Below are 21,499 nucleotides of genomic sequence, written 5' to 3' on the forward strand. Positions count from 1 at the left end.
GTTGTGCTGCGCTGAAAATGATCACAAGGACGTGGATATAGTACTCGAGAACAGGGACAAGCTCGAGCTCATCTGACTAGAGAGTCTTCACAGTTTTGATAGTGATCACCGAGTCACGCTCAGCAGAAAAACCGGGCAGGGGATTTTGGACCAGAACACGGTCGTTGCTCTTCGCATCGCCAGCGTCGATCTTCAACCCAGCTTTCTCTGCCTTCGCACGAGCTTCCTTGACCGTCGAACCGATCAACTGTGGAACCGCAACATCCGGGGCAACAAAGAGGTTGACCGTCGAGCCCTCGTTGACTTCCGTTCCTTCACCAGGATCGGTGCGAGTTACCTTGCCCCGCTGGCGGAGGTCGGTTGCCGAGTCGTCCGTCGACACGTCACCGACATGAAGGCCGGCCTTCTCTAGTTCATGCCGCGCATCATCTTCGGATTTTCCTGCAACATCGGGGATGGAAACAGGCTTAGGGCCTTTACTGACAGTGAGCGTGACTGAGGAACGCACACCGACCGTGCTCCCCGGAGCAGGGGAGACGGAAAGAAGTTGCCCCTCCGGGACGTCGGAAGAATAATCCGACTTCGTTGTCTTCGTGGACAAGGTCCGCTCAGAGAGGCTTCGCGTGTAGGCCTCCACTGACCGGTCTGCTGGAATCTCTGGAACCGTCGGACGACCCGCAGAGACGGTCAATGTCACCGTCGTTCCCTTTGTTACTCGCTTGCCGGCCTGAGGTGACGACGCCGCAACCGTCTTCGAGGGAACAGTGTTGGAATATTCCGTCTTTTCAGTGACCTCAAAACCCGCCTCGGTGATGTCGTGATGGGCGGTTGAAACATCAGAGCCAGTCACCGACGGAATCTCCCCGTACCGGCCGGAACCCAACCACCACGCTCCGAGACTGACCGCGCCGACGAGGATGAGCGCGACAATGGTCCATAAAGCGCAACCGAGGCGTGAGTGATTTCCCACCTGGGGTTTGTCATTCGCGACGGACGTGCGGTGACTAGCAGTCGACCCCGGAGCCGTCGCACTTCCTCCCGACGATGACGCCACATGCGCAGGTTCCGGTTCCGCCGGTTGCCGTTCTGGGAAATCAATCCGCGTGGAGGCCATATCACCCGTTGACCGGTGGGGATCGTAATCCGGAAACAACACCGCCGTCGAGCCATCGGTGCCCGCATAACTATCGTGGTCAACCGTATTTTTCGGCGGAGCGGCATTTCCTACATTTCCGACGACGGCCGTTTTCCCCTCGTCGTTAGGGGCGCTCTGAGGGATATCCTGCCGTGCGACGCTATCCCCACCATCGGGTGTCTGCCCCGATTCAGCCTCCCGGGCCGCGTCCCGAGATCGATGCGACGCAGAATCGATCGGAACCGGAACACGGAACGAGGACAAAGGTAGCCGGAGTTCGTCAGCAACCTGCATAACCGCCGTGCGAAACTCCGATCCATCAGCAAAACGATCATCAGGGTCTAGAGCGGTGGCCCGGGATATCAGCTGGTCAAACTCCGCCGGAACACCATCAATGGCCTCAGAGGCAGGAGGCACAGGGTGATCAAGCCGCATATAGGCCGTGGCCAGCGACGTATCGCCATGGAAAGGCGTCGTCCCCGTCAGAAGTTCGTACAGGACAATACCCGCCGAATAGACATCGCTTCGCCCATCGACGCTTCCGCCCCGCACTTGTTCCGGGGACAAGTAGGCCACAGTCCCCATCATCACGGACGTCGTCGTCAAGGAGGATTCAGCCGTCGCTCGAACCAGCCCAAAATCGGCAAGCTTCACCTGGTGATCGTCGCTAATCAGGATATTTTCGGGCTTCACATCCCGGTGAATTAGCCCAGCAGAATGTGCTAACCCGAGGGCAGTCAAGACCGGTTCCATGACGGCTGTCGCCGCATGAGGGGGCATCGGGCCACGCTCACGCAAGAGTTCACGCAACGTCCCACCGTCGACCAACTCCATGGCGAGGAACACACTCGTGCCATCATCACCCTGGTCAAACACATTAACGAGCGATGGATGGGACAACCGTGCCGCAGCCCGCGCTTCTCGCTCGAACCGGGTGCGGAACTGATCATTGTGAGCAAAACGATCATCAAGAATTTTGAGCGCCACTGGTCGATCGAGACGTTCATCAACGCCCCGATAAATCGCGGCCATCCCGCCACGAGCGATAAGTGATTGCACGCGATAACGGCGGTCAACCAGATCTCCATGGCTCAATGTAGGCACGTGGTCGTTGTCCTCTCTTAGCCCGTTGTGTCGGCCCGATGCTTTCCACTCACCAAATTACTAGGGATTGTCAGCTACGGTATAAACCGTGAAGAGTAACTCAAGAACTCCCGATGTCCTATCCGCCAGCGAAATCGTCCTCCCGATCGCAGAGGTTGCGGACTATCTCCACCAGCCCGTCAGCCGGGTTCGGGATCTTATTAATAAAGGCCAGCTTATCGCGATTGACCGCGATCACCAGCGGCAAATCCCAGCACGCTTCTTGAACGGGCTTAACGACGAGGGCCACCCCGAGCCCGGTGAGCGCGTGACCATCAATAAGCACGTCCCCGGTCTCATCGCCCTCATGTCCGACGGCGGATACTCCAATGACGAGATACTGAACTACCTGTTTACCGACGACGACACCCTGCCCGGACGCCCTATCGACGCACTCCATGGTCACCTAGCTCGCGAGGTCATGCGCCGTGCCCAAGCGATGGGATTTTGATTCGTCCCCTCGGAAAACGGCGAAATAAAGAACGAAGGCGACCGTTATCACGATCCACATCCACGACCATCGGTACAGCCAATTGTTGCCAGAGCCGGTGAAGGATCCCGCCACAATCAGCGACGCAATAACAGTGAAGTGTGTAACCCGTGGTGATGGCCGGAACGTACCGACAAGAACGACGCCAGCAGCGTAATACCACGGCAGCGTAACGGCATTAAAGATGCACGTAATTAAGTATGCCCATGCTGCGCCCTCAATGGCCCGGCGCGGAGTCTGTCGGAATCGCCACCAGACCACGACCAGGAGTACAACCATGATGATCATCGAGATACTCCGGTAGATCGACAGCACCGAGTTGAATGTCGCGCCGGGGAAGAATGAGGCTGCGAAAGCGGCCGTGAACTGGGCTAGGAAGCTGGGGAGCGCTAGGAGGTTGATGACCTTCGTATTTCCGCTGAGCTGAGACACCCAGCCCCACGAGCTTCCCGACGCATAGGTGATGGCGGTCAATACCGTGCAGACGATCAGCACAGTCGTGATTCCGTAGAACACGAATGCGGGGATGGCTTTTTTCAGCGACGCCAACGTCCGCCGGGGGTCGTGGAGTGACCATGTGGAGGGGGCAATTCCTCGTTGCCGCATCGCAATCCAGATGAGGAAGGGGAGGGTTACGAGGGCCGTCGCCTTCAGGGAAAAACCGATGCCGATGAACAGCGCGCCCCACAGTGGGTGGCGTCGTAAAGCCAGAACCAGCCCGAGGCAGGAAAAGGCAACCATGACCGATTCATTGTGCATGCCTCCCACGAGATGGAGGAAGACAACTGGATTGGCCACACCGAGCCAAAGGGCCACCGCGGGATTCCCACCGATATGCCGAGCAATCGATATCACCGCCCATGCAATGGCGGCATATCCTGCGACAGAGATGAATTTGTAGAGAAAAACGCCGATGGTGATATTCGATCCGACCAGGGTTGTGATTCCGTCGCCGATCCATAAATGAAGTGGCCCATAGGGGGTAGTGGTGTTTCTCCAATCCGGGCTGACTTCCAGCAGCATCGGGCCGGGATTGACGGCGGCTCCATCTTTATAGGGATCAAACCCATCCCGAACCATTGCCCCCTGAACCAGGTACGAATAGACATCGCGCGAGTACATCGGGGAAGCGAAGATAAGAGGAACTATCCAGCCCACCAGCGTCTTTACTGATTCACGGATGGGGGTGTTGTCGTGATAGACAATCCGGCCCCACAGGCACCAGCAGTACAGCAGTAGCCCCAACGCTACCCAGGACAAGATGAAGCCAATGTTCTTGACATGCCCATACATGATCCAGTCCAGATTGAGCATCCGGACGATTCCCCCGCGGGTGCGCTGGGCCCCGGAACTCCACGATGACACCATCAGAAGTATCGACGCGACCGTCCCCAACCACAGTGGTCGACGCAGTGGGTTCGTGCGTGAAGGGGTGCTCATGGATGATCACCTCGCGTTATCCGAGCAGCTGCAAGCGCTCCTGAAAGGATAACAGTGGGCACTCCAACGCCAGGTGTCGTACTTGAACCAGCGTGAATCAGGTTAGAGAACGAACGCACGGGGAAATTGCGGAACCGGAATGGTCCCGTCTGCCGGAAAAGATGGGCGGGGGCAAAGGGAGTTCCCGCGCCTAACCCGAGTGCAGACCAGGTATCGGGTGTATCCACTTTCCCGACGGCGAATGACTCGCGGATGCCCTCGAACCCGCGGTTCTCCAGGACGGATAGGAGATCCTCTTGGTAGGAAGCGGCCAATGACGACCAGTTGATGTGGGCTGATTCGGTATTGGGACACGGTGCCAAAATACTGACCGGTTCAATGGGAACATGAGGCGACGTCGTCGACGTCGATACTAATTCCGGCGCTGAACAGGCAGGACGAGTAACCAAGAGCGACGGATCGGACATCAAGCGGCCACGACCGTGAGGAGCCGTGATCTCTGAAAATGTACGATCCCACTCCTTCCCGAACGAGATGGTGTGGTGCCCACCAGGCCAGTGGCGTGCGACCTCACGAGGGATGGCGCCGTGCATCACGAATGCGGAGGGAGACCACCTCATCGTCCGACGGCCCTGTCGGCCCGAGATAGCATTGAGCTCCGGGATGTCGCATGTCGTAATAACGACGTCGGCAGGCAACGTTCCTTGAGTTGTCTCGACCGCATGAATTCTGTCGGGATGAGTTGTGGAGGGTCCGGCTTCGTGAGAGGGGTGGCTCAATGAGGTGACCCGTGTGTTGAGCATGAGCTGACCGCCGGACTGCTTGAGTGCCGCTGCGAGGATGTCGCACAGGGCGCCGACCCCGGAACCGTGTGGTCCGCGCGTGGGATAGAAGACTCCCATCCCGGTATCCATATGGGAAATCGTTGCGTACACAGCGCGGGCCTTCTTGGGCGGAACCCCCGCGTACAGAGCCTGGAACGAAAAAACCTTCCGAAGCTCATCATCAGAGATATAGCGCTCTGCTGCCCGGCCCAAGGAGCCGAAGCCACCACGACGTGCCACCCGCGCCAAGCTCAGCGCCGATTCGCGGGTGCGAACAAGGTCCCACACAGAATCGAAATCGGCGTTCATCAGGTTCGAAAAGCACGCGTCGAACATTGACTGCGCCCACAGGCGATAACCCCGCACACCCGTAACGCGGGATTCGACGAACTCATCGCGGTTCGCGTTGCCGCTGCGGTGGGATGCGTCGTCAAACTTCTCCCGGGCGAACCGACGGATCTCATCGTCTAGTCGTCTATCGTCCCAGGTAATAGCCTCCTCACCCGCTCCCTCAGCGAAGATGTCCAGATGCCGGTCCGATGAAAACAATGCATGATACGCCGGAGACAAACGCTGATATGAGAAATCAGGCGCGAGGTCACTCGTCGATAGCCCCACTGATGCCAGAATCTCATCGACGAGCCACGGCATCGTCACCACCGTCGCGCCCGTGTCGGTACGGACATCTCCCAGGGAAGTAGAGACCGTCTCGGTCGCGGCGCGTCCGCCCACGTGGTCCGCTCTCTCCACCACCGTCACTGAACGCCCGGAACCGGCCAACAACACCGCCGCAGCCAGGCCAGACAGGCCAGCCCCCACCACAACAACACGGTCTGTTCGGCCTGATACCGCGCGCCGGGGCGTCGATAAGTAATGAGAAAGAAAAGATGTGCTCATCGACGGCGCTCCGTCGAGGAAATAGCCATCGACCTCAATGCGCGGTGTGCGTCGTCAGATAAGCGCGCGTCGGCGAGCGCGTGGACCGCGGACGTCACTAAGCTATCGATCTGCTTTTCAACGCGGTCATAGGCGCCGGACTTTTTAATAATCGCGCGTAGATGATCAACGTCCTGCTCACTCAGGGGTTGGCCCAAACTAGATTGCACTGTCTTGCGATCCGACTCCGAGACATTGTCCAGCGTGAGAGCCAGTAAGGTGGTGCGCTTTCCTTCGCGCAGGTCATCTCCGGAAGGCTTCCCAGTGACCTCAGGGTCGCCGAAAACACCCAGCTGGTCATCGCGTAACTGGAACGCCACACCGATGTCACGTCCAAAAGTGCGCAGCGCTGTCACCGTATCCTCCGGTGCTCCCGCCAGAGCGGCCCCAATATGGAGCGGGCGCTCCACGGTGTATGCCGCCGTCTTATATCGGTTGACCCTCTCTGCTGTGCGCAACGAACCGTCCCCCTGAGCCTCAGCAGTGACATCCATGATTTGGCCACAAACCACTTCCGTGCGCATGTCTTGCCAGGGCTGCCACGCACGATCGCGCTGGGCTGGAGGTAATGCAGCCTCCATGAACATGTCATCTGCCCAGCTCAAGGCCAAATCGCCGATGAGAATCGCGACCGCATTCCCGTAGTTTTCTCCTCGGCCATGCCATGCTTGGGCTGAATGGGACTGCTTGAAGTGCTCATGAACGGTGGGCATTCCGCGCCGTGTTGCCGATGAATCAATAATGTCGTCATGAATCAGAGCGCAGGACTGCAAGAGCTCCAACGAGGACACCGCATGCATGACGGCGTCGGCATCCGGATGGTCTGCTGCGTCCGAGAACGTCAACTGCAAGGAACCCATCCACCCCAACCATGCAAATGTTGGGCGGATCCGTTTACCACCGTTGATCGTGAAATCGGTGAGGGCTGTCATTGCTTCGTCTGCCACGGGGGAAATGGCTTTCATGGCTGACTGGCGCTCCATGAAGAACTCATTAAGGTGCGCGACGACACAGCGGGGTACGTCGTCAACAGAACGCGGCATAGATGGTGTAGCACCTATTTGATCAGTCACGATAGCGAACTCACTCACGATTCACGTTTGGGGTATGGGCAGTTGAGGAGCATAAAGGTAAAACTACACGGCACCAGGGACACGTCGAGCTAACCCGGTTGATCACCATGACCAACACCGTGGACTCAACACCGACGTATTTTTCGCGCCATTAGCTGACAGTTTTACTGGTTGTCGCACCTTTCTTTTTCTAAGATACCTATTTATGTCCTCGCCCAACTCGGCGCATACGCCCACGAATCGTCCACCTCGGCCTATTTATCAACAAGTCCCGGTTTCCCAGGCTATTTCCTTGCCGACGCCGGGCCCTGTGCCGTTTTCCGTGGAATTTATGCCCCCGCGTGATGACGCTGCGGAACGTCGTCTCAATGATGCCGCGGCGACATTCCACGATCTTGGTGCGAGCTTTGTGTCGGTGACCTATGGAGCAGGCGGTTCGAGCCGTAGTCGTACTATTCGGATCGGCCAGGAGCTGGCACATACTCCCTTGACGACGCTGGTTCACTTGACGTTGGTACAGCACACGGTGGATGAGCTGAAAGAGATTATCGCAAGCTACCAGGAATGTGGGCTAACGAATATTTTGGCGCTGCGCGGAGACCCGCCAGGAGATCCCACGGGTGAATGGGTCTCTACGCCGGGTGGTTTGGAGCATGCCATCGACCTGATCAAGCTCATTCAAGAGTGCGATACACAGCGACAATTTGAGATTGGCATCGCGTCGTTTCCCGATAAGCACTATCGTGCCACCGATCTGGATTCGGATACCGCCTACACGATCGCGAAACTCCGGGCCGGCGCGAGCTATTCCATTACTCAAATGTTCTTCGATGTGGAGTATTACCTGCGTCTTCGTGATCGACTTGCTGCGGCAGACCCGGTCCATGGAGCCAAACCCGTGATTCCCGGGCTCATGCCCATCACCTCGTTGAAGTCTCTTCGCAGGCAGCGTGAATTGGCGGGGTGCCGTGTTCCGGCAGATCTCGAGGAACGTCTGGAAAAAGCTACTGCCACTGGTGATCCCTCTAATCCGCGCGTCCGCCAGGAAATTCGGAAGATCGGGATTGCTCATACGACGGCCATGGCGGAGCGTCTGATCAGTGAAGGTGCGCCTGACCTGCACTTTATGACGTTGAACTTTGCGCGCGCGACGCAGGAAGTGCTGCACAATTTAGGAATGGCTCCGGCGTGGGGGACTGATCACGGTCACGATGCGGTTCGATGACCTCTACAGTGCGTCATTAAATCAGTGACGAGCTGCCCCCAAGGGGCAGCCGGCTGCCAAGGATTGCAAACGGACGCGGATCGCCGGGGAAGTGCATATTCCGAACGACGTCGGTGAATCCTAGTCGTCGGTAGAGGTGGAATGCGCGGTTGTTCTCACTGGTGACTTCGGGGGTGGAAAGAAGCAGCCGCTGGCTCGTGAGACTGTCCGCGAAGATAGTCAGCAAGCGTCGGCCAATATTGTTACCTTGCCACGACGGGTCCACGTGAATTTCGGTGAGTTCCGTGTAATTGTCCAGGAGCTGGATGCGTAGTGATGGTGGAACTCCGGCGACCATGAGAGCTGCTTTGACCTGTGTATTCCACCATTGCCCGTTGCCGCCTCGATAGCCGTAGATGAAACCGCGGATGGGCTGTGTGGGATCTTTAGGGTTTGGTTCGTCCCCTGCAGGATGCTCGATAGCTGCGACGGAGTGGAAGCCCAGATATCGTGAGTGTGTGTTCCATGCCGATTGTCGCGCGCCCGAGATAGTGGAGCTGTAGCCCATCGCACGGATATAAATAGAGACCATTTCGGGGACTCGTCGACGAAATTGCGCTGCGGTCAACGTCGTGAAAGTGATGGGCATTCTTTAATGAAACCACGCGCGAAGCGGGGCGGGGGAGTTAACCGGGAGAAGTGGGGAATCACCTGCTGTTAATTTCGAATGTACGTTCGAATTTTCTACTTTTGTTCGACTCTTATGTCCGCACCCCTTCGTAGTGTGTCAAGTGTCAACAAGGAAATAGGCGCTCGGGAAAGACATCGCTGGGTAGTGGCGCTGTTCGGTAATCGGAGTGCTTGCTCGAAAGTGTAGAGACGACGGCTCCAAGGAGTGGATGATGATGAACGCGGCAACGGTAAGTTTTCTCAGGAAAGCGGATGCATTACTGGCTAACAAGACTGACGACGTCAGCCAGGATGAATTGGAACGACGCTTGCTGGACTCTTATTACGCAGCGCTCCGACTCGCCGGAGCTGTTATCGAAGATGCTATCGCGAGCCGTAAAAGGAAGCCCAAGGGCGATGCGTGGACTCTGCTTGAACGTTATGGCGGACAGCTGGCCCCGTGGGCAGATGTCTTTCGGAAGTATTCACCCATAAAGGAACGAGTCCGGTTGGGATTATCCCCCTCCCTGACGGTTGCTTATGTCGAGCATTTTGAGCAGCTCGTGTTGGATTTCCGTGCTGCTGTGAATGATCGGTATGCATGGATACCGACTGCAGCTTAGAACCTGGAGGCCTTAACAAAGTTGACTCAAAAGGGGTGTGGGAGCGCCTTCCGGGGGTTGAGGATGACGGCATTTATTGTTTCGTGCACCGGGGTGGAGAAATGGGGGTACATGGTGGTTACAATGAGGTTATAAACGGAACTGTTTTGGGACCTGTTGCGTTATGCCAGGTAGAAAACGGTACTTTCATGGAAAATGGAGGAGTTGTGGCCCTCTCAGAGCAAGAGCAGCGTGTCCTCGACGAAATCGAGAATGCTCTGTATCAGGAAGACCCAGACTTTGGTAAAAACGTCGGGTCAATCCAGCGTGGTGGCGCCTTCGTCAAAGTCGTTGCTCTGCTGATCCTTGGCCTCGTGTTACTTGTAGGCGGAATAGCTCTATCACAAGCGAGCCTGTGGTTTGTCGTGATGTCGGTTGCCGGGTTCTTGGTGATGTTCGCCGCCGGCGTGATCGGATTACGTGGTGACCGTTCGTCGAAACTCACAGTGGGGGATCGTTCCGACAAAGCGGCGAAGAAGCAGCGGAAAGCTCGTAAGTCGTCTTTGAGTAGCCGGCCGGGTGGTATGGAAGAGAATTTCCGTCGACGTTTCGAGCGCTAAACCCCACCGTGATTCTCATATGTAAATTGAGTTTTGCGTATGGGGGTCGAAGGTTCGGTGAAAGGCTTCCCATACAACGTAAAACTATCTAACAAGACACTGCAGCCCTGGTGATGAGTTGACAAGCTCACTACCAGGGCTTTTTCTTATGTCTCAGGCCAATTCTCAAAAATCCCCCACTTTGCCCCACTCCGGCTCGCTGATTCTCAGCTTTTCGCGGAAAATGCCGTTATTTCTTTGGCTGATGGGGAATGAATGGACTTATGTGCTGGAAGTGGCACGACTCAGGTGTGTTTTTCGGCTGCACATTATGCGCAGTCGGCGCGGGTATGCTCTCGTCGGGGTTGAATGGCGACACCAGGCGAAGAGGTTTGATCGACGTTCCTAGCGTCGGCTGTTATACCAATTTATCAGGTGTTTCTGCACGTCAACGGGGTAAAATGGCGTCGTATCACAAGTGTGGCCTGTGATTGTGTCGTGTTGCCATAATGAAAAAAAGCTAAAGATTTGCTGAAAGCGTCGTGCCAATGGTGCGTTGTGGGGCAGAGTGGGTTAAAGTGGGTGCCAATGGCGGACAAGGTAAGTTCGTCGCACTATTTCTGTAGATGACTGTCGTTGTTGGCGGCCGGCGCTGATAACGACACGGCAATCGACTGGATGTGGATCGTCGATGTTGAGGGAAGGAGTCCGAAGGTCATGTTCTTCGGTACTTTCACCCCCAAGATGGACGACAAAGGACGCTTGACTCTTCCGGCCAAGTTTCGCGATGAGTTAGCAGACGGCTTGATGGTGACGAAAGGCCAAGACCATTCATTAGCCATCTACCCGCGCAACGTGTTCCTCGAACGCGCTCGTAAAGCTGCTGCTGCATCTCGAACGAACCCGGAGGCTCGCGCATTTGTGCGTAACTTAGCGGCCAGCGCGGATGAACAATCTGTTGATGGTCAAGGGCGAATCACCATTTCGCCTGATCATCGTCGCTACGCAGGGTTAAGCAAAGAATGCGTCGTGATTGGTTCTGTTGACTTCGTCGAAATCTGGAATGCGGAGTCGTGGAATCAGTACCAAGCCGAACATGAAGAAAGCTACGCCAACGGTGACGACGCTGCCTTCATGGATTTCCTCTAAGGACTCCTTGAGTTCATCACCCACATGGTCGACCGTCGCAATGATCTACAGCGAGTGTAAGGAATGTGTGCAGGCCTCTGCCCGTTTGGATCCTGATGTACTTCCCCAACACCAGGCACTGAGCGGGTAGGGCCCTGTTTACATTCCTCTCCATCACCACGACCGCCCAATATTCTGACCGCGACGATGAAAGAGGGGACAATGGCCGACCGCCACACTGGTACGCATGGTCACGTTCCCGTCATGCTGGAACGCATGGTTGAGCTGATAGCTCCCACGGTCACAGAATCATCAGAGAACTCGGCACCATCCGTCATTCTCGACGGCACCCTCGGAGCTGGCGGACACACCGAATCCTTCCTGGAGCGTTTCCCGTCGGCAATGGTCATCGGAGTCGACCGCGATAACAAGGAACTGTCTCGAACCACTGAGCGGCTGTCTCGATTTCAGGACCGGTTCTACCCAGTACATGCCCGTTTCGACAACTTTGATGAGGCATTAGACGATGCAGATCATCCAGTTGTCGACGCCTTCCACGCGCACGGTCTCAGTGCCGGTTTCTTTGATCTCGGTGTGTCGTCGATGCAGCTAGATCAGGTGGACCGGGGTTTTACCTACCGCGACGACGGTCCGCTGGACATGCGGATGGATACATCGGCGGGCGAAACGGCTGCCGATGTCCTTAATACGTATAGCCACGGTGAGCTCGCTCGCATTTTAAAAACATATGGCGATGAACGCTTTGCCGGGCCTCTTGCTCGCGCCATTGTTCGTGAGCGTGAGAAAGAACCCTGGACCACGTCGCAGCGGTTAGTGGACATTATCTACGCGACAATTCCGGCGTCGGCCCGCCGTCATGGGGGCCATCCAGCGAAGAGGACCTTTCAAGCTTTGCGCGTTGAGGTCAATGCTGAGCTGGATGCTTTGCGTCGGGTCATTCCGAAAGTCTGCTCCTACCTCCACCTTGGTGGCCGGGCAGTGTTCATGAGCTACCAAAGCCTTGAAGACAAAATTGTGAAGAGGGAACTGGCGGAGCTGACCGAATCGAAGACCCCTCCGGGACTTCCTATCGATTTGCCCAACAGCGCCCCCGATTTTCACTTGGTGACGCGGGGTTCGGAAAAGGCCGATGAGCAGGAGAATAATAAGAATCCGCGCGCACATTCGGTCCGCGTCCGTGCCGTAGAGAGAACGGGCTACTCGCACTCGAGTCCGCCGCCGGGCAGCACTCCGGCAAGGGCTTCGGGATCATCCACCACATATTCAGCTCGATCAGAATCCCGGCACGAGGCCCACCGAACGGGAAGAGAACACCTGGTCTCTTCCGCACAACAGAGCATTTCACACCGCGAAGACGTCGAAGGAGAACAATGACTACCTTGACAGGAGCTGGAACAACAGCTCGACGGGCAAGCCACGACCATGACGTCAACACCGCGGGGCGTGCCTCTACGGCGACGTTGACGCGGACCAACTCACGTGACCGACGAGCAGAAACGCCGGTTCGGTCGCGTCGGGAAGGCAACAACCTCCGCTCCTCGAGTACATCCGTAGCGCGAAAAAAGAGCACGAGCGCCGCGAAGAGAATGGGCTCTCGTCAGGTCATTTCCGTCCGAGGCCGGCGCGTCGTCTCCGAAGAACGACGAGTCAAGAGGACCACGATCCAGTTCATCGTCGTATGTATCTTGTTCATCGGCGTCGGCGTGGGCGTCACGATGTACCTTTCCGGAGTGACGACGCAGCAGTCGTTCGCCATTCAGAAAGCGAAAGACCAGAAGACAACTCTGGATAACGAGTTGGAAGGGCTGCATCGCGACGTCAAGAACGCAAGCTCGGACTCGGAAGTCGCCAAGAAGGCATCGGAGGACGGCATGGTTGTTCCTGATCAGCCGGGAATTATGACCGTTAATCCCGACGGTTCCGTGGTTGAGAATAGGGCCGCCGATCCTTCAAAGACTCACGAGATTCACGACATTAATAGCGGTGCGGATCCCAAGGCGAAGGCCTCGTCGGATCCCGAGAAAACGAAGAATACGTCACGGTCTGCTACGTCTTCTTCCTCGTCCGGCCGTGACAACAACCGACCAGCGCAATTGGCTCCGTACCAGGACAATACGGCTGGGGCAGTAGCGGCGCAGGGCGATAACCAGGCTGCTAGTCAGGGTGAAGGACTTGACCGCGAAGCCCCATTACCTGCAGACCAGGCGAACGACGCTAACCCTGCGCCGGAAGCTGCACCGGCGGGCGATGCTGCCGTGCCCACTCCCTAGGACTGTCCGGGCATAATCCGATCTGTGGATCGTCGCAGGTCAGGCTGGGTGGTGTGAGGTGAACCGGATGTGTCAGGTTGCTTGTGTACTATTTTGCGAGGGTTCCGGATGCGAGTGCGGAACATCGCCCACCTTGAGGTGGCGGCAGTAATCTGTAGAAGATATGTGGTGATCAGGTAAATGAGGCATGAGAAGGGGGACCGGAGAATCCATGAGTAACAGTTCATCTCGTCGGCCCCGGAATCCCAGAACAGGGAGCTCTCCTGATGCACCGCTACGTAACAGCATGGCGGGGACATCGTTGATAACAGGCGCCAAGGCAGCCATGCGGCGCCTCAATCTTCTCCGGGCGATCATCATCGCGTTATTGATCGTCCTTATTTTGCGTCTTGTATGGGTCCAGCTGATCATTGGACCGAACTTGTCGTCGCAGGCCCAGGAACAGCGTCGGGTAAAAATCGCCGAACCGGCCCGACGAGGGACTATCACCGACACCAATGGTGAGGATCTTGCCTACACCATGGAATCGTCACTGCTGTCCGTGCATCCGAACAAATTGCGCGGCTTCATGGAGAAGCGGCATGAGATTAACCCCGATAGTTATCCAGATCCTGACCAGCGGATGAAGGATATTGCTGACGATCTCCCTCGGATGATTGGTGACGACGACAAAGCGGATGATGTGAAGTCGGAGGATATTGAAAAGAAGTTAACTTCCGATGATGATTATTCCGTTCTGGTGCGAAACGTCGATCCGGATAAAGCGGAACAAATCGTTAAGAAGTATCCAGAGATCACTGCGGAGCGGCAAGACGTCCGCCAGTACCCGAATGGCGCTATCGGCGAAAATGTTCTCGGCAAGATAAGCCAGGATGGATCAGGGCAGTTCGGCCTGGAGCTCTCACAAGACTCTGACCTCCAGGGGACGAACGGAAGCTACACCGTCGACATAGCCGCACAAGGGATGGCAATCCCTGGTTCTCGTCGGGACGAACACCCAGCGATTGATGGCGATAGCTACCAGCTGACCTTAGACAACGACATGCAGACTTTCGTGCAGCAGAGTCTGGAACAGGCGAAGGCCAATTCCGGTGCAGAGGACGCTAGTGCGGTGGTGCTCGACGCCAAGTCAGGCCACATATTGTCCATGGCGACGACAGGAACGATTGACCCGAACGGCGACATCGAAAAGCAGCTCAAAGAAGGCAAGCAGTTTGGGGATCGGACGATAAGCAACCCGTTTGAACCGGGATCGGTCGGCAAGGTTATTACCGCCGCTGCATCGATTGAGGACAAGAAAACCACGCCAGACGAAGTTCTGCAGGTGCCGGGATCAATTAATGACTCCGGCGTTACTGTCAAGGATGCGTGGGACCACGGCGTCACTCCGTACACCACGACAGGTATTTTCAGTAAGTCGTCCAACGTCGGAACCTTGATGCTCGCTCAGCGAGTCGGACCGGATTCATTTAATAATTACCTGAATAAATTCGGGATCGGACAGGCAACGGGAGTCGAACTGCCCAACGAGACCAGCGGATTTCTGCCTCCGCGCTCCCAGTGGGCGGCTGGTACATTTGCGAACCTTCCCATCGGCCAGGGCTTTTCAACATCCCTCCTTCAAATGGCGAGCATCTATCAAACCATCGCTAACGACGGAGTGCGTATCGAACCCCGAATCGTGAAGAGCATTAAAGACCCCGATGGAAAAGAAGTGTCCACCGACGCTCCCAGTGAAACGCGGGTGGTGAGTGCCCAGACGGCACGAACGGTTCGCAACATGTTCCGCGGGGTTGTCCAGAAGGACAGCGGAAACCAGCAAGGTACAGGCCCCGGCGCGGCTATTGACGGATATCAAATTGCAGGTAAGACCGGCACAGCCCAACAGGTTGACCCGGACACCGGAGCATATTCCAATTCGAAGTACTGGATCACATTCGCCGGGATTGCCCCGGCCGACGACCCACGCTTCGTCGTTGCCATCATGCTGAATAACCCGGCTCGCGGCGTTCATGGTGAAGGTGGTCAGTCGGCAGCGCCGCTGTTCCACGACATCGCGTCGTGGGCGCTTAACCGCTACAACATCCCGCCGTCGAAAGAACCAGGTGACACCCTCTTGTTGCAGGCAGGGTAGCTCAAGATTTCTACTGTCGGAAACATCGTTTATCGCGTTATCCTTCGCCGTCTAGATCGTGATCAAGGAGATTGTCATGGCAACGCTGCAAGAACTTGCGGAAATATCGGGTGGCCGCCTCATTCGGGCTGATGACCCGGACCTCGTCGTCACGGATATTGGGCTTAATGCTCAGGCTTTGCCAGAAGGTGGGCTCTTTGCCGGGGTGCCTGGACTTCATGTCCATGGCGCACAATTTGCGGACTCCTCATCGGCAGCAGCGGTCTTGACTGATCACGATGGGGTAGAAAAGGTCACGCGTGAGGACCTGCCGATTATCGTCGTTGATGATGTTCGCGCCGTGCTCGGAGAGGTGTCGTCGGCTGTTTATGATCATCCTTCTCGCGACTTGACGGTGATCGGTATCACCGGGACAGCAGGGAAAACCACCACGAGTTATATGGTCGAAGCTGCTCTCCTTCATCACGGCATTTCAACCGGGCTGATCGGTACCACGGGTACCAGGATTAATGGGGAGAAGGTTCCTTCGACTCTCACCACCCCAGAAGCTCCTAACCTTCAAGCACTTTTCGCCATGATGAAAAAGCGAGGCGTGACGCACGTGGTCATGGAGGTTTCCAGTCACGCGATTGCGTTGGGCCGCGTCTTGGGAACTCATTTCTCCGTAGCGGGATTTACTAATTTGTCCCAGGATCACCTGGATTTCCACCCCACGATGGAGGATTACTTCCAGACGAAAGCGCGGCTTTTCAAGGAAGATTCGCCCCTGCATGCGGAGACCTCCGTCGTATGCATTGATGATGCATGGGGGCAGAGATTAGCGAAGATGCTGCCACATCCGTTCACGGTGTCGACGGAAGCTGCGTCGGAACATGACGCATCGCTTCAGCCGGATGTGTGGGCTGGACCATCCTCCGTCATGGATAACGGTGTGCAGACGGCCGAGCTGTACGGCTTCGGCGCGAACGAGATGACGCTGCATATACCGATGCCCGGCCGTTTCAACGTCGCTAATGCGATGCTGGCGATGGGGCTCCTCGTGAAGACCGAGATGAAAGCCGAGGACGCCATTGAGGGGCTCTCGACGGTGACTGTGCCCGGCCGATTAGAACGTATTGATTGTGGCCAGGATTTTATGGCCGTCGTGGATTACGCCCATAAACCGGGGGCGATCGCTGCCGTCTTGGATACCCTTCGTGCACATGTGCGCGGCCGGATTGCCATTGTCGTCGGTGCCGGCGGTGATCGGGATCATTCGAAACGCCCCATCATGGGACGTGAAGCAGCGCTACGTAGCGATCTAGTTATTGTCACCGATGATAATCCGCGTAGTGAAGATCCAGCCTCGATACGCCAACAAGTGGTGGCAGGGGCGCAGGAAGTTGCTGACCATGTAGATGTTGACCGTGCGGACGAATCTCGCAATAAAGTAAAAACAAAGGGTTCGGAGCATCGGCCTACTATTCGTGAGATCGGTGATCGCAGAGAAGCGATCCGTGCAGCAATCCAGTGGGCCCAGCCGGGTGACGCAGTTATCGTCGCAGGTAAAGGTCATGAAACTGGCCAGCTGATTGGTGATACAACTCATCCATTTGACGATCGGGTCGAAACGCGCCGAAGCATCGAAGATAAACTCAATAGCTCGGTGGAGAAATAAAAGTAGTTATGTGCCATCACATGTACGGGCGTAGTGAAAGAGGTAGCCAACCATGATTCCCATGACGGCGGGGCGTCTCGCGGATATTACCGGCGGATATCTTGTCAATATTGACCCCGACGCGGTAGTACCGGGGCCCGTCGAATTCGATTCGCGGAAGATTGCTCCTGGTTCAGTATTTCTGGCATTGCCGGGTGCCCGGGTCAATGGCCACGATTTCGCCGCCCAAGCCATTAAAGACGGCGCTACTCTCGCCCTGCTATCACGTGATATGGGTGTACCTGCCGTCATCATTCCTCGCGTAGAGCACGTGGAAACCAATGCCACTGCACTGGAATATGACCGCGATGGGGAAGGCGAAGCGGCATTGGCTGCCCTCAGCAAGCTTGCCCACCACACGGTCACCGAATTAGTCGCTCACCATGGCCTACGTGTGATCGGTGTGACGGGTTCCGCCGGGAAAACATCGACGAAGGACATGATTGCGACGATCCTTCGGACGCAAGGGGAGACGGTGGCACCACCCGGGTCCTTTAATAACGAAATTGGGCACCCCTACACCGCCTTGCGATGCACCGAATCGACGCGATTCTTAGTTGCCGAAATGAGTGCCCGCGGAATCGGCCACATCGCTCACTTGGCGCGGATTGCGCCTCCGACGATTGGTGCAGTTCTTAACGTTGGTACGGCTCATTTAGGCGAATTTGGATCCCGCGAGGCCATTGCCCAAGCCAAAGGTGAACTCGTCGAAGCCTTGCCGTCGGCTGACGACGGTGGCGTTGCGATCCTCAACGCCGATGATCGTTTGGTATCGGGCATGGCACCACGGACCTCGGCCCGTGTGATCACTTTTTCGGTGAAGTCTGGCGAAGCCACTGATAACCCGGCCGATGACCACGACGCTGTCATCGCCACTGATGTCGTTCTCGATAGCTCCGCCCGTGCATCCTTTACCTTGACCATGCCGACGGGGGAGTCCGCCCCCGTGCAGCTGCAGGTGTATGGGCAGCACCAAGTTGCGAATGCTCTCGCAGCCGCGGCGGTGGGATTTGCCGTCGGGATGTCCGTGGAGGAGATCGCCACTGCGCTGTCGCACCACACCGCGGCGAGCGCCAATCGGATGGATGTGCGCAACCGGCGTGACGGAGTAACCATCATCAACGATTCGTACAACGCGAACCCTGACTCAATGCGGGCAGGAATTGCCGCATTGGCGTCCACTGTTCAAGCTCGGGAGAATGCTCAATCCTGGGCAGTCTTAGGTCAAATGGGTGAATTGGGAGCCTCCGCCACCGACGAGCACTACTCGATCGGTGAAGAACTGGGCCGACACCACATCGACCACGTCGTTGTCGTCGGCAATGGTGTTAACCAGCGGGCTTTAGCGCACGGAGCTAAGGAGTCGGGCGTTGATGTCACCCACGTGGACGACGTCGATGCAGCTGTCGATAATGTGTGGTCGTCAGTCCGTCCGGACGATGTTGTCCTTATCAAGGCTTCATACTCAGATGGACTGTGGAGAGTCGCGGAAGGGCTTTTGTCCGGTCAGGATGAAGGGAACGGAGAGTAATGGTTCATATCATCATCGGCGGCGCCGTTTCTTTTATTATTGCAATACTTTTTACCCCGATTTTGATTCGTCGTTTTTCCGACGAAGGCCTGGGGCAGGAAATCCGTGAGGAAGGCCCGCGATCGCATTTGCGCAAGCGCGGAACTCCCACGATGGGTGGTATCGCCATCATCGTCGCCATCGTCGGTGGGTATTTTCTTGCGCACCTCGCCTCTGTGTTTACCCCGTCGAGTTACAAACCCACAGCGTCAGGCCTGTTAGTTCTCGGCCTGACAGTGGGGATGGGGTTCCTTGGTTTCCTTGATGACTACATCAAATTGGCGAAGGCGCGGAACCTTGGTTTGAACAAAAAAGGAAAGCTGCTGGGCCAGGCCGTTCTCGCCATCGGTTTCGGTGTGCTGTGCCTCTTGTTCCTCAATGAACACGGCCTGAAGCCCGCCTCGACGAAGCTATCCTTCGTGCGTGACATCGATACCTTTGATATCGCAATTGGCGGCGGCATCATTGGGACCCTCATATTCCTGCTGTTCATCTACATCTTGGTCACTGCCTGGTCGAATGCTGTGAACCTCACCGACGGCCTAGACGGCCTCGCTGCAGGAACAACTGCGATCGTGATGGCCGCGTATTCCATCATGACCTTCTGGCAATTCCGTAACTCGTGTGCCTCTAATGCGTCGGTCGCGTGCTACCAGGTGCGAGATCCCCTTGATCTCTCCATTTTGGCAGCGTGCGGATTGGGCGCGTGCCTTGGTTTCCTGTGGTGGAATGCGGCCCCGGCGAAAATCTTCATGGGTGACACCGGATCGCTGGCTCTGGGCGGACTCGTTGCCGGCTTGTCTGTGACCTCACGGACCGAATTGTTGATGATCGTTATCGGTGCTTTGTTCGTTGCAGAAACGATCTCTGTTGTTATTCAAGTTGTCAGTTTCCGGTCAACAGGTAAACGGCCATTCCGCATGGCCCCCATCCATCACCACTTCGAAAACGGAGGATGGGCGGAAACGACCGTGGTCGTCCGCTTCTGGCTGCTCACGGCGATGTTCGCCGTCGCTGGGGTGAGTATGTTTTACGCTGACTGGTTAGGGTGGACCTAATCAAACCCGAGACCCCATACGGAAAGAGAACATCATTATGTCTCACGTCCAGACATCATCGTCATATCTTCCTCAACCTCAAGGCCCAGTGTGGATTGCTGGCGCTGGGGTGTCGGGTCGAGGCGCAGCTGACCTAGCCACACAACTCGGGTGGTCGGTGTGCATCATCGATAGCAACTTCACTGCAGCAAGTGAGCTGGCAGACCGCCACGGGGGCTCCGCGATGACCGTCGAGGAGGCTCATTCTCGTCTCGACGAAGCCTCGCTGATTGTGACGTCGCCAGGATGGCGGCCAGACACGCCCCTATTGCACGACGCGCAGGAGCAAGGAATCCCGGTCATTGGTGACGTTGAACTGGCGTGGTGTGCCGACCGTGACGGCCGTTTTGGAGAACCACGCACCTGGTTAGCCGTCACCGGGACGAATGGTAAAACAACCGCCACGTCGATGCTCGCATCGATGATGGCCGAATCGGGAGCAGCTGCTGAGGCAGTAGGGAACATCGGGGTAGCGGTCGGGACTGCGCTAACACAGACTCCGCGGGTCAGTGTCATGGTTGCGGAACTCTCCAGTTTCCAGCTTCACTGGTCGCCGACGCTCACCCCTGATGCCGGTGTCGTCTTAAATCTTGCAGAAGACCATATTGATTGGCATGGCTCGATGGACGCCTACGCTGCGGATAAAGCGCGGGTGTACCGAGGGCCGGTCATCGTCGTCAATGCGGATGATGAGCGTGTGTGCCGCGAAGCTGAGCGGTACATGGAATTTTCTTCAATCTCTTCTAGCGGTGATACTTCGGCTCGTCGTGTTATCGAATTCACGATGGGGGAGCCCGGCGCAGGGCAAGTTGGGGTGATCGACGGCAGGATCGTTGATCGTGCATGCGTCCCCGCTCATTCAGAGGGCGTGGACATTGCGGATGCGACAAGAATTTCTCCCCCCGGTCCAGCTGGTGTTGCGGACGCGCTCGCGGCCACAGCCATCGCCCGGTCACAGGGCGTGGAGCCAGACGCGATCGCTCGAGCGCTGTCTTCCTTTGTCGTCGAAAAGCACCGTGGACAAGTCGTCTATGAAGCTGGAGACATCCGGTGGATCGACAACTCGAAGGCGACCAACCCTCACGCGACGGACGCAGCTTTAAGTGCGGTGGAGTCATGCGTGTGGATTGCAGGTGGGCAGCTCAAAGGTGCCCAGATTGATGATCTCATTCACAAGAATGCCGACCGTATTTCGGCCGCGGTTGTTTTGGGGCAGGATAGAGAGATCATTCGCCAGAGTCTCGCTACTATCCATCCCCGCATTCCTTTGACTGTCATTACGTCGACTGATCCAGTGATCGCGATGAATGAAGCCGTCCAGGCAGCGTCACGGTTGGCGCAACCTGGTGACACGGTGCTTCTCGCGCCCGCTGCCGCTAGCTTGGACATGTACACGGGGATGAGCCAGCGTGGCGACCTCTTCGCTGAAGCTGCTCGTCGTTATGGGCGCGGTAAAGAAGGATAGGGA

The 21,499-nt window shown here is 56.7% G+C and carries 17 protein-coding genes; 12 read left to right on the forward strand and 5 right to left on the reverse strand.

The window, feature by feature from the left end:
- Positions 1-76: 76 nt before the first annotated feature.
- Positions 77-2,239: a Stk1 family PASTA domain-containing Ser/Thr kinase gene (locus tag Q3981_RS00220; protein WP_303122715.1), complete on the reverse strand. Its 2,163-nt coding sequence runs from the start codon at positions 2,237-2,239 to the stop codon at positions 77-79.
- An 88-nt stretch (positions 2,240-2,327) separates the two neighbouring features.
- Here Q3981_RS00220 and Q3981_RS00225 point away from each other — a divergent pair, with 88 nt between their 5' ends.
- Positions 2,328-2,729 (forward strand): Rv2175c family DNA-binding protein, encoded by a 402-nt coding sequence (locus tag Q3981_RS00225; protein ID WP_303122717.1) that lies wholly within the window; start codon positions 2,328-2,330, stop codon positions 2,727-2,729.
- On the opposite strand, the gene Q3981_RS00230 is transcribed toward Q3981_RS00225, so the two are convergent.
- The 3 genes from Q3981_RS00230 to Q3981_RS00240 are packed head-to-tail and all read right to left on the reverse strand — an operon-like array spanning position 2,685 to position 7,011.
- Positions 2,685-4,208, reverse strand: a complete 1,524-nt coding sequence (locus Q3981_RS00230; protein ID WP_303122719.1) for an alpha-(1->6)-mannopyranosyltransferase A — start codon at positions 4,206-4,208, stop codon at positions 2,685-2,687. The two genes, Q3981_RS00225 and Q3981_RS00230, sit on opposite strands and share 45 nt — an antisense overlap.
- Positions 4,205-5,929 carry a phytoene desaturase family protein gene (gene crtI, locus Q3981_RS00235; protein ID WP_303122721.1) on the reverse strand — a complete coding sequence of 575 codons (1,725 nt, stop codon included), beginning with the start codon at positions 5,927-5,929 and terminating at the stop codon, positions 4,205-4,207. The genes Q3981_RS00230 and crtI overlap by 4 nt, the downstream gene beginning before the upstream one ends.
- On the reverse strand, positions 5,926-7,011 hold the full coding sequence (locus Q3981_RS00240; RefSeq protein WP_303122723.1) for a polyprenyl synthetase family protein: 1,086 nt from the start codon (positions 7,009-7,011) through the stop codon (positions 5,926-5,928). The genes crtI and Q3981_RS00240 overlap by 4 nt, the downstream gene beginning before the upstream one ends.
- A 235-nt stretch (positions 7,012-7,246) precedes the next feature.
- Between Q3981_RS00240 and Q3981_RS00245 the strand changes: the two genes are divergently transcribed.
- Positions 7,247-8,266 (forward strand): methylenetetrahydrofolate reductase, encoded by a 1,020-nt coding sequence (locus tag Q3981_RS00245; protein WP_303122725.1) that lies wholly within the window; start codon positions 7,247-7,249, stop codon positions 8,264-8,266.
- A 16-nt stretch (positions 8,267-8,282) separates the two neighbouring features.
- On the opposite strand, the gene Q3981_RS00250 is transcribed toward Q3981_RS00245, so the two are convergent.
- Positions 8,283-8,894: an N-acetyltransferase gene (locus Q3981_RS00250; RefSeq protein WP_303122726.1), complete on the reverse strand. Its 612-nt coding sequence runs from the start codon at positions 8,892-8,894 to the stop codon at positions 8,283-8,285.
- A gap of 250 nt (positions 8,895-9,144) precedes the next feature.
- On the opposite strand from Q3981_RS00250, the gene Q3981_RS00255 reads away from it, so the two are divergent.
- From Q3981_RS00255 to murD, 10 genes are all read left to right on the forward strand, one after another.
- Entirely contained in the window at positions 9,145-9,537 is a 393-nt protein-coding gene (locus tag Q3981_RS00255) for an SAV_6107 family HEPN domain-containing protein (RefSeq protein WP_303122727.1), read from the forward strand.
- Between the two features lie 206 nt (positions 9,538-9,743).
- A complete protein-coding gene (locus tag Q3981_RS00260) occupies positions 9,744-10,136 on the forward strand; it encodes a DUF3040 domain-containing protein (RefSeq protein ID WP_303122728.1) in 393 nt (130 codons plus the stop codon).
- A gap of 696 nt (positions 10,137-10,832) precedes the next feature.
- Positions 10,833-11,264 (forward strand): division/cell wall cluster transcriptional repressor MraZ, encoded by a 432-nt coding sequence (mraZ, locus tag Q3981_RS00265; RefSeq protein ID WP_303122729.1) that lies wholly within the window; start codon positions 10,833-10,835, stop codon positions 11,262-11,264.
- Between the two features lie 201 nt (positions 11,265-11,465).
- Positions 11,466-12,638, forward strand: a complete 1,173-nt coding sequence (rsmH, locus tag Q3981_RS00270; RefSeq protein WP_303122731.1) for a 16S rRNA (cytosine(1402)-N(4))-methyltransferase RsmH — start codon at positions 11,466-11,468, stop codon at positions 12,636-12,638.
- On the forward strand, positions 12,635-13,534 hold the full coding sequence (locus Q3981_RS00275) for a hypothetical protein (RefSeq protein WP_303122733.1): 900 nt from the start codon (positions 12,635-12,637) through the stop codon (positions 13,532-13,534). Before rsmH ends, Q3981_RS00275 begins: the two co-directional genes overlap by 4 nt.
- Before the next feature lie 211 nt (positions 13,535-13,745).
- Complete coding sequence (locus Q3981_RS00280; RefSeq protein ID WP_303122735.1) at positions 13,746-15,668, forward strand: penicillin-binding protein 2; 1,923 nt, start codon at positions 13,746-13,748, stop codon at positions 15,666-15,668.
- Positions 15,669-15,744: 76 nt separating this feature from the next.
- Positions 15,745-17,325, forward strand: a complete 1,581-nt coding sequence (locus Q3981_RS00285; protein WP_303122737.1) for a UDP-N-acetylmuramoyl-L-alanyl-D-glutamate--2,6-diaminopimelate ligase — start codon at positions 15,745-15,747, stop codon at positions 17,323-17,325.
- Positions 17,326-17,377: 52 nt separating this feature from the next.
- Positions 17,378-18,895, forward strand: a complete 1,518-nt coding sequence (gene murF, locus Q3981_RS00290) for a UDP-N-acetylmuramoyl-tripeptide--D-alanyl-D-alanine ligase (RefSeq protein ID WP_303122739.1) — start codon at positions 17,378-17,380, stop codon at positions 18,893-18,895.
- On the forward strand, positions 18,895-19,992 hold the full coding sequence (mraY, locus tag Q3981_RS00295; RefSeq protein WP_012731389.1) for a phospho-N-acetylmuramoyl-pentapeptide-transferase: 1,098 nt from the start codon (positions 18,895-18,897) through the stop codon (positions 19,990-19,992). The genes murF and mraY overlap by 1 nt, the downstream gene beginning before the upstream one ends.
- Before the next feature lie 37 nt (positions 19,993-20,029).
- Positions 20,030-21,496 (forward strand): UDP-N-acetylmuramoyl-L-alanine--D-glutamate ligase, encoded by a 1,467-nt coding sequence (gene murD / locus Q3981_RS00300; protein ID WP_303122742.1) that lies wholly within the window; start codon positions 20,030-20,032, stop codon positions 21,494-21,496.
- Positions 21,497-21,499 lie beyond the last annotated feature (3 nt).

It is taken from the genome of Corynebacterium sp., assembly GCF_030530965.1.
Taxonomy (GTDB): Bacteria; Actinomycetota; Actinomycetes; order Mycobacteriales; family Mycobacteriaceae; genus Corynebacterium.

What these genes read in the sequence shown, in the direction of transcription:
- Q3981_RS00250 (WP_303122726.1), bottom strand. Translation starts at nt 8,894, where the DNA reads ATGCCCATCACTTTCACGACGTTGACCGCAGCGCAATTTCGTCGACGA.
- Q3981_RS00240 (WP_303122723.1), bottom strand. Translation starts at nt 7,011, where the DNA reads ATGCCGCGTTCTGTTGACGACGTACCCCGCTGTGTCGTCGCGCACCTT.
- murF (WP_303122739.1), top strand. Translation starts at nt 17,378, where the DNA reads ATGATTCCCATGACGGCGGGGCGTCTCGCGGATATTACCGGCGGATAT.
- Q3981_RS00255 (WP_303122727.1), top strand. Translation starts at nt 9,145, where the DNA reads ATGATGATGAACGCGGCAACGGTAAGTTTTCTCAGGAAAGCGGATGCA.
- Q3981_RS00245 (WP_303122725.1), top strand. Translation starts at nt 7,247, where the DNA reads ATGTCCTCGCCCAACTCGGCGCATACGCCCACGAATCGTCCACCTCGG.
- Q3981_RS00285 (WP_303122737.1), top strand. Translation starts at nt 15,745, where the DNA reads ATGGCAACGCTGCAAGAACTTGCGGAAATATCGGGTGGCCGCCTCATT.
- Q3981_RS00275 (WP_303122733.1), top strand. Translation starts at nt 12,635, where the DNA reads ATGACTACCTTGACAGGAGCTGGAACAACAGCTCGACGGGCAAGCCAC.
- rsmH (WP_303122731.1), top strand. Translation starts at nt 11,466, where the DNA reads ATGGCCGACCGCCACACTGGTACGCATGGTCACGTTCCCGTCATGCTG.
- crtI (WP_303122721.1), bottom strand. Translation starts at nt 5,929, where the DNA reads ATGAGCACATCTTTTCTTTCTCATTACTTATCGACGCCCCGGCGCGCG.
- Q3981_RS00280 (WP_303122735.1), top strand. Translation starts at nt 13,746, where the DNA reads ATGAGTAACAGTTCATCTCGTCGGCCCCGGAATCCCAGAACAGGGAGC.
- mraZ (WP_303122729.1), top strand. Translation starts at nt 10,833, where the DNA reads ATGTTCTTCGGTACTTTCACCCCCAAGATGGACGACAAAGGACGCTTG.
- Q3981_RS00230 (WP_303122719.1), bottom strand. Translation starts at nt 4,208, where the DNA reads ATGAGCACCCCTTCACGCACGAACCCACTGCGTCGACCACTGTGGTTG.
- murD (WP_303122742.1), top strand. Translation starts at nt 20,030, where the DNA reads ATGTCTCACGTCCAGACATCATCGTCATATCTTCCTCAACCTCAAGGC.
- mraY (WP_012731389.1), top strand. Translation starts at nt 18,895, where the DNA reads ATGGTTCATATCATCATCGGCGGCGCCGTTTCTTTTATTATTGCAATA.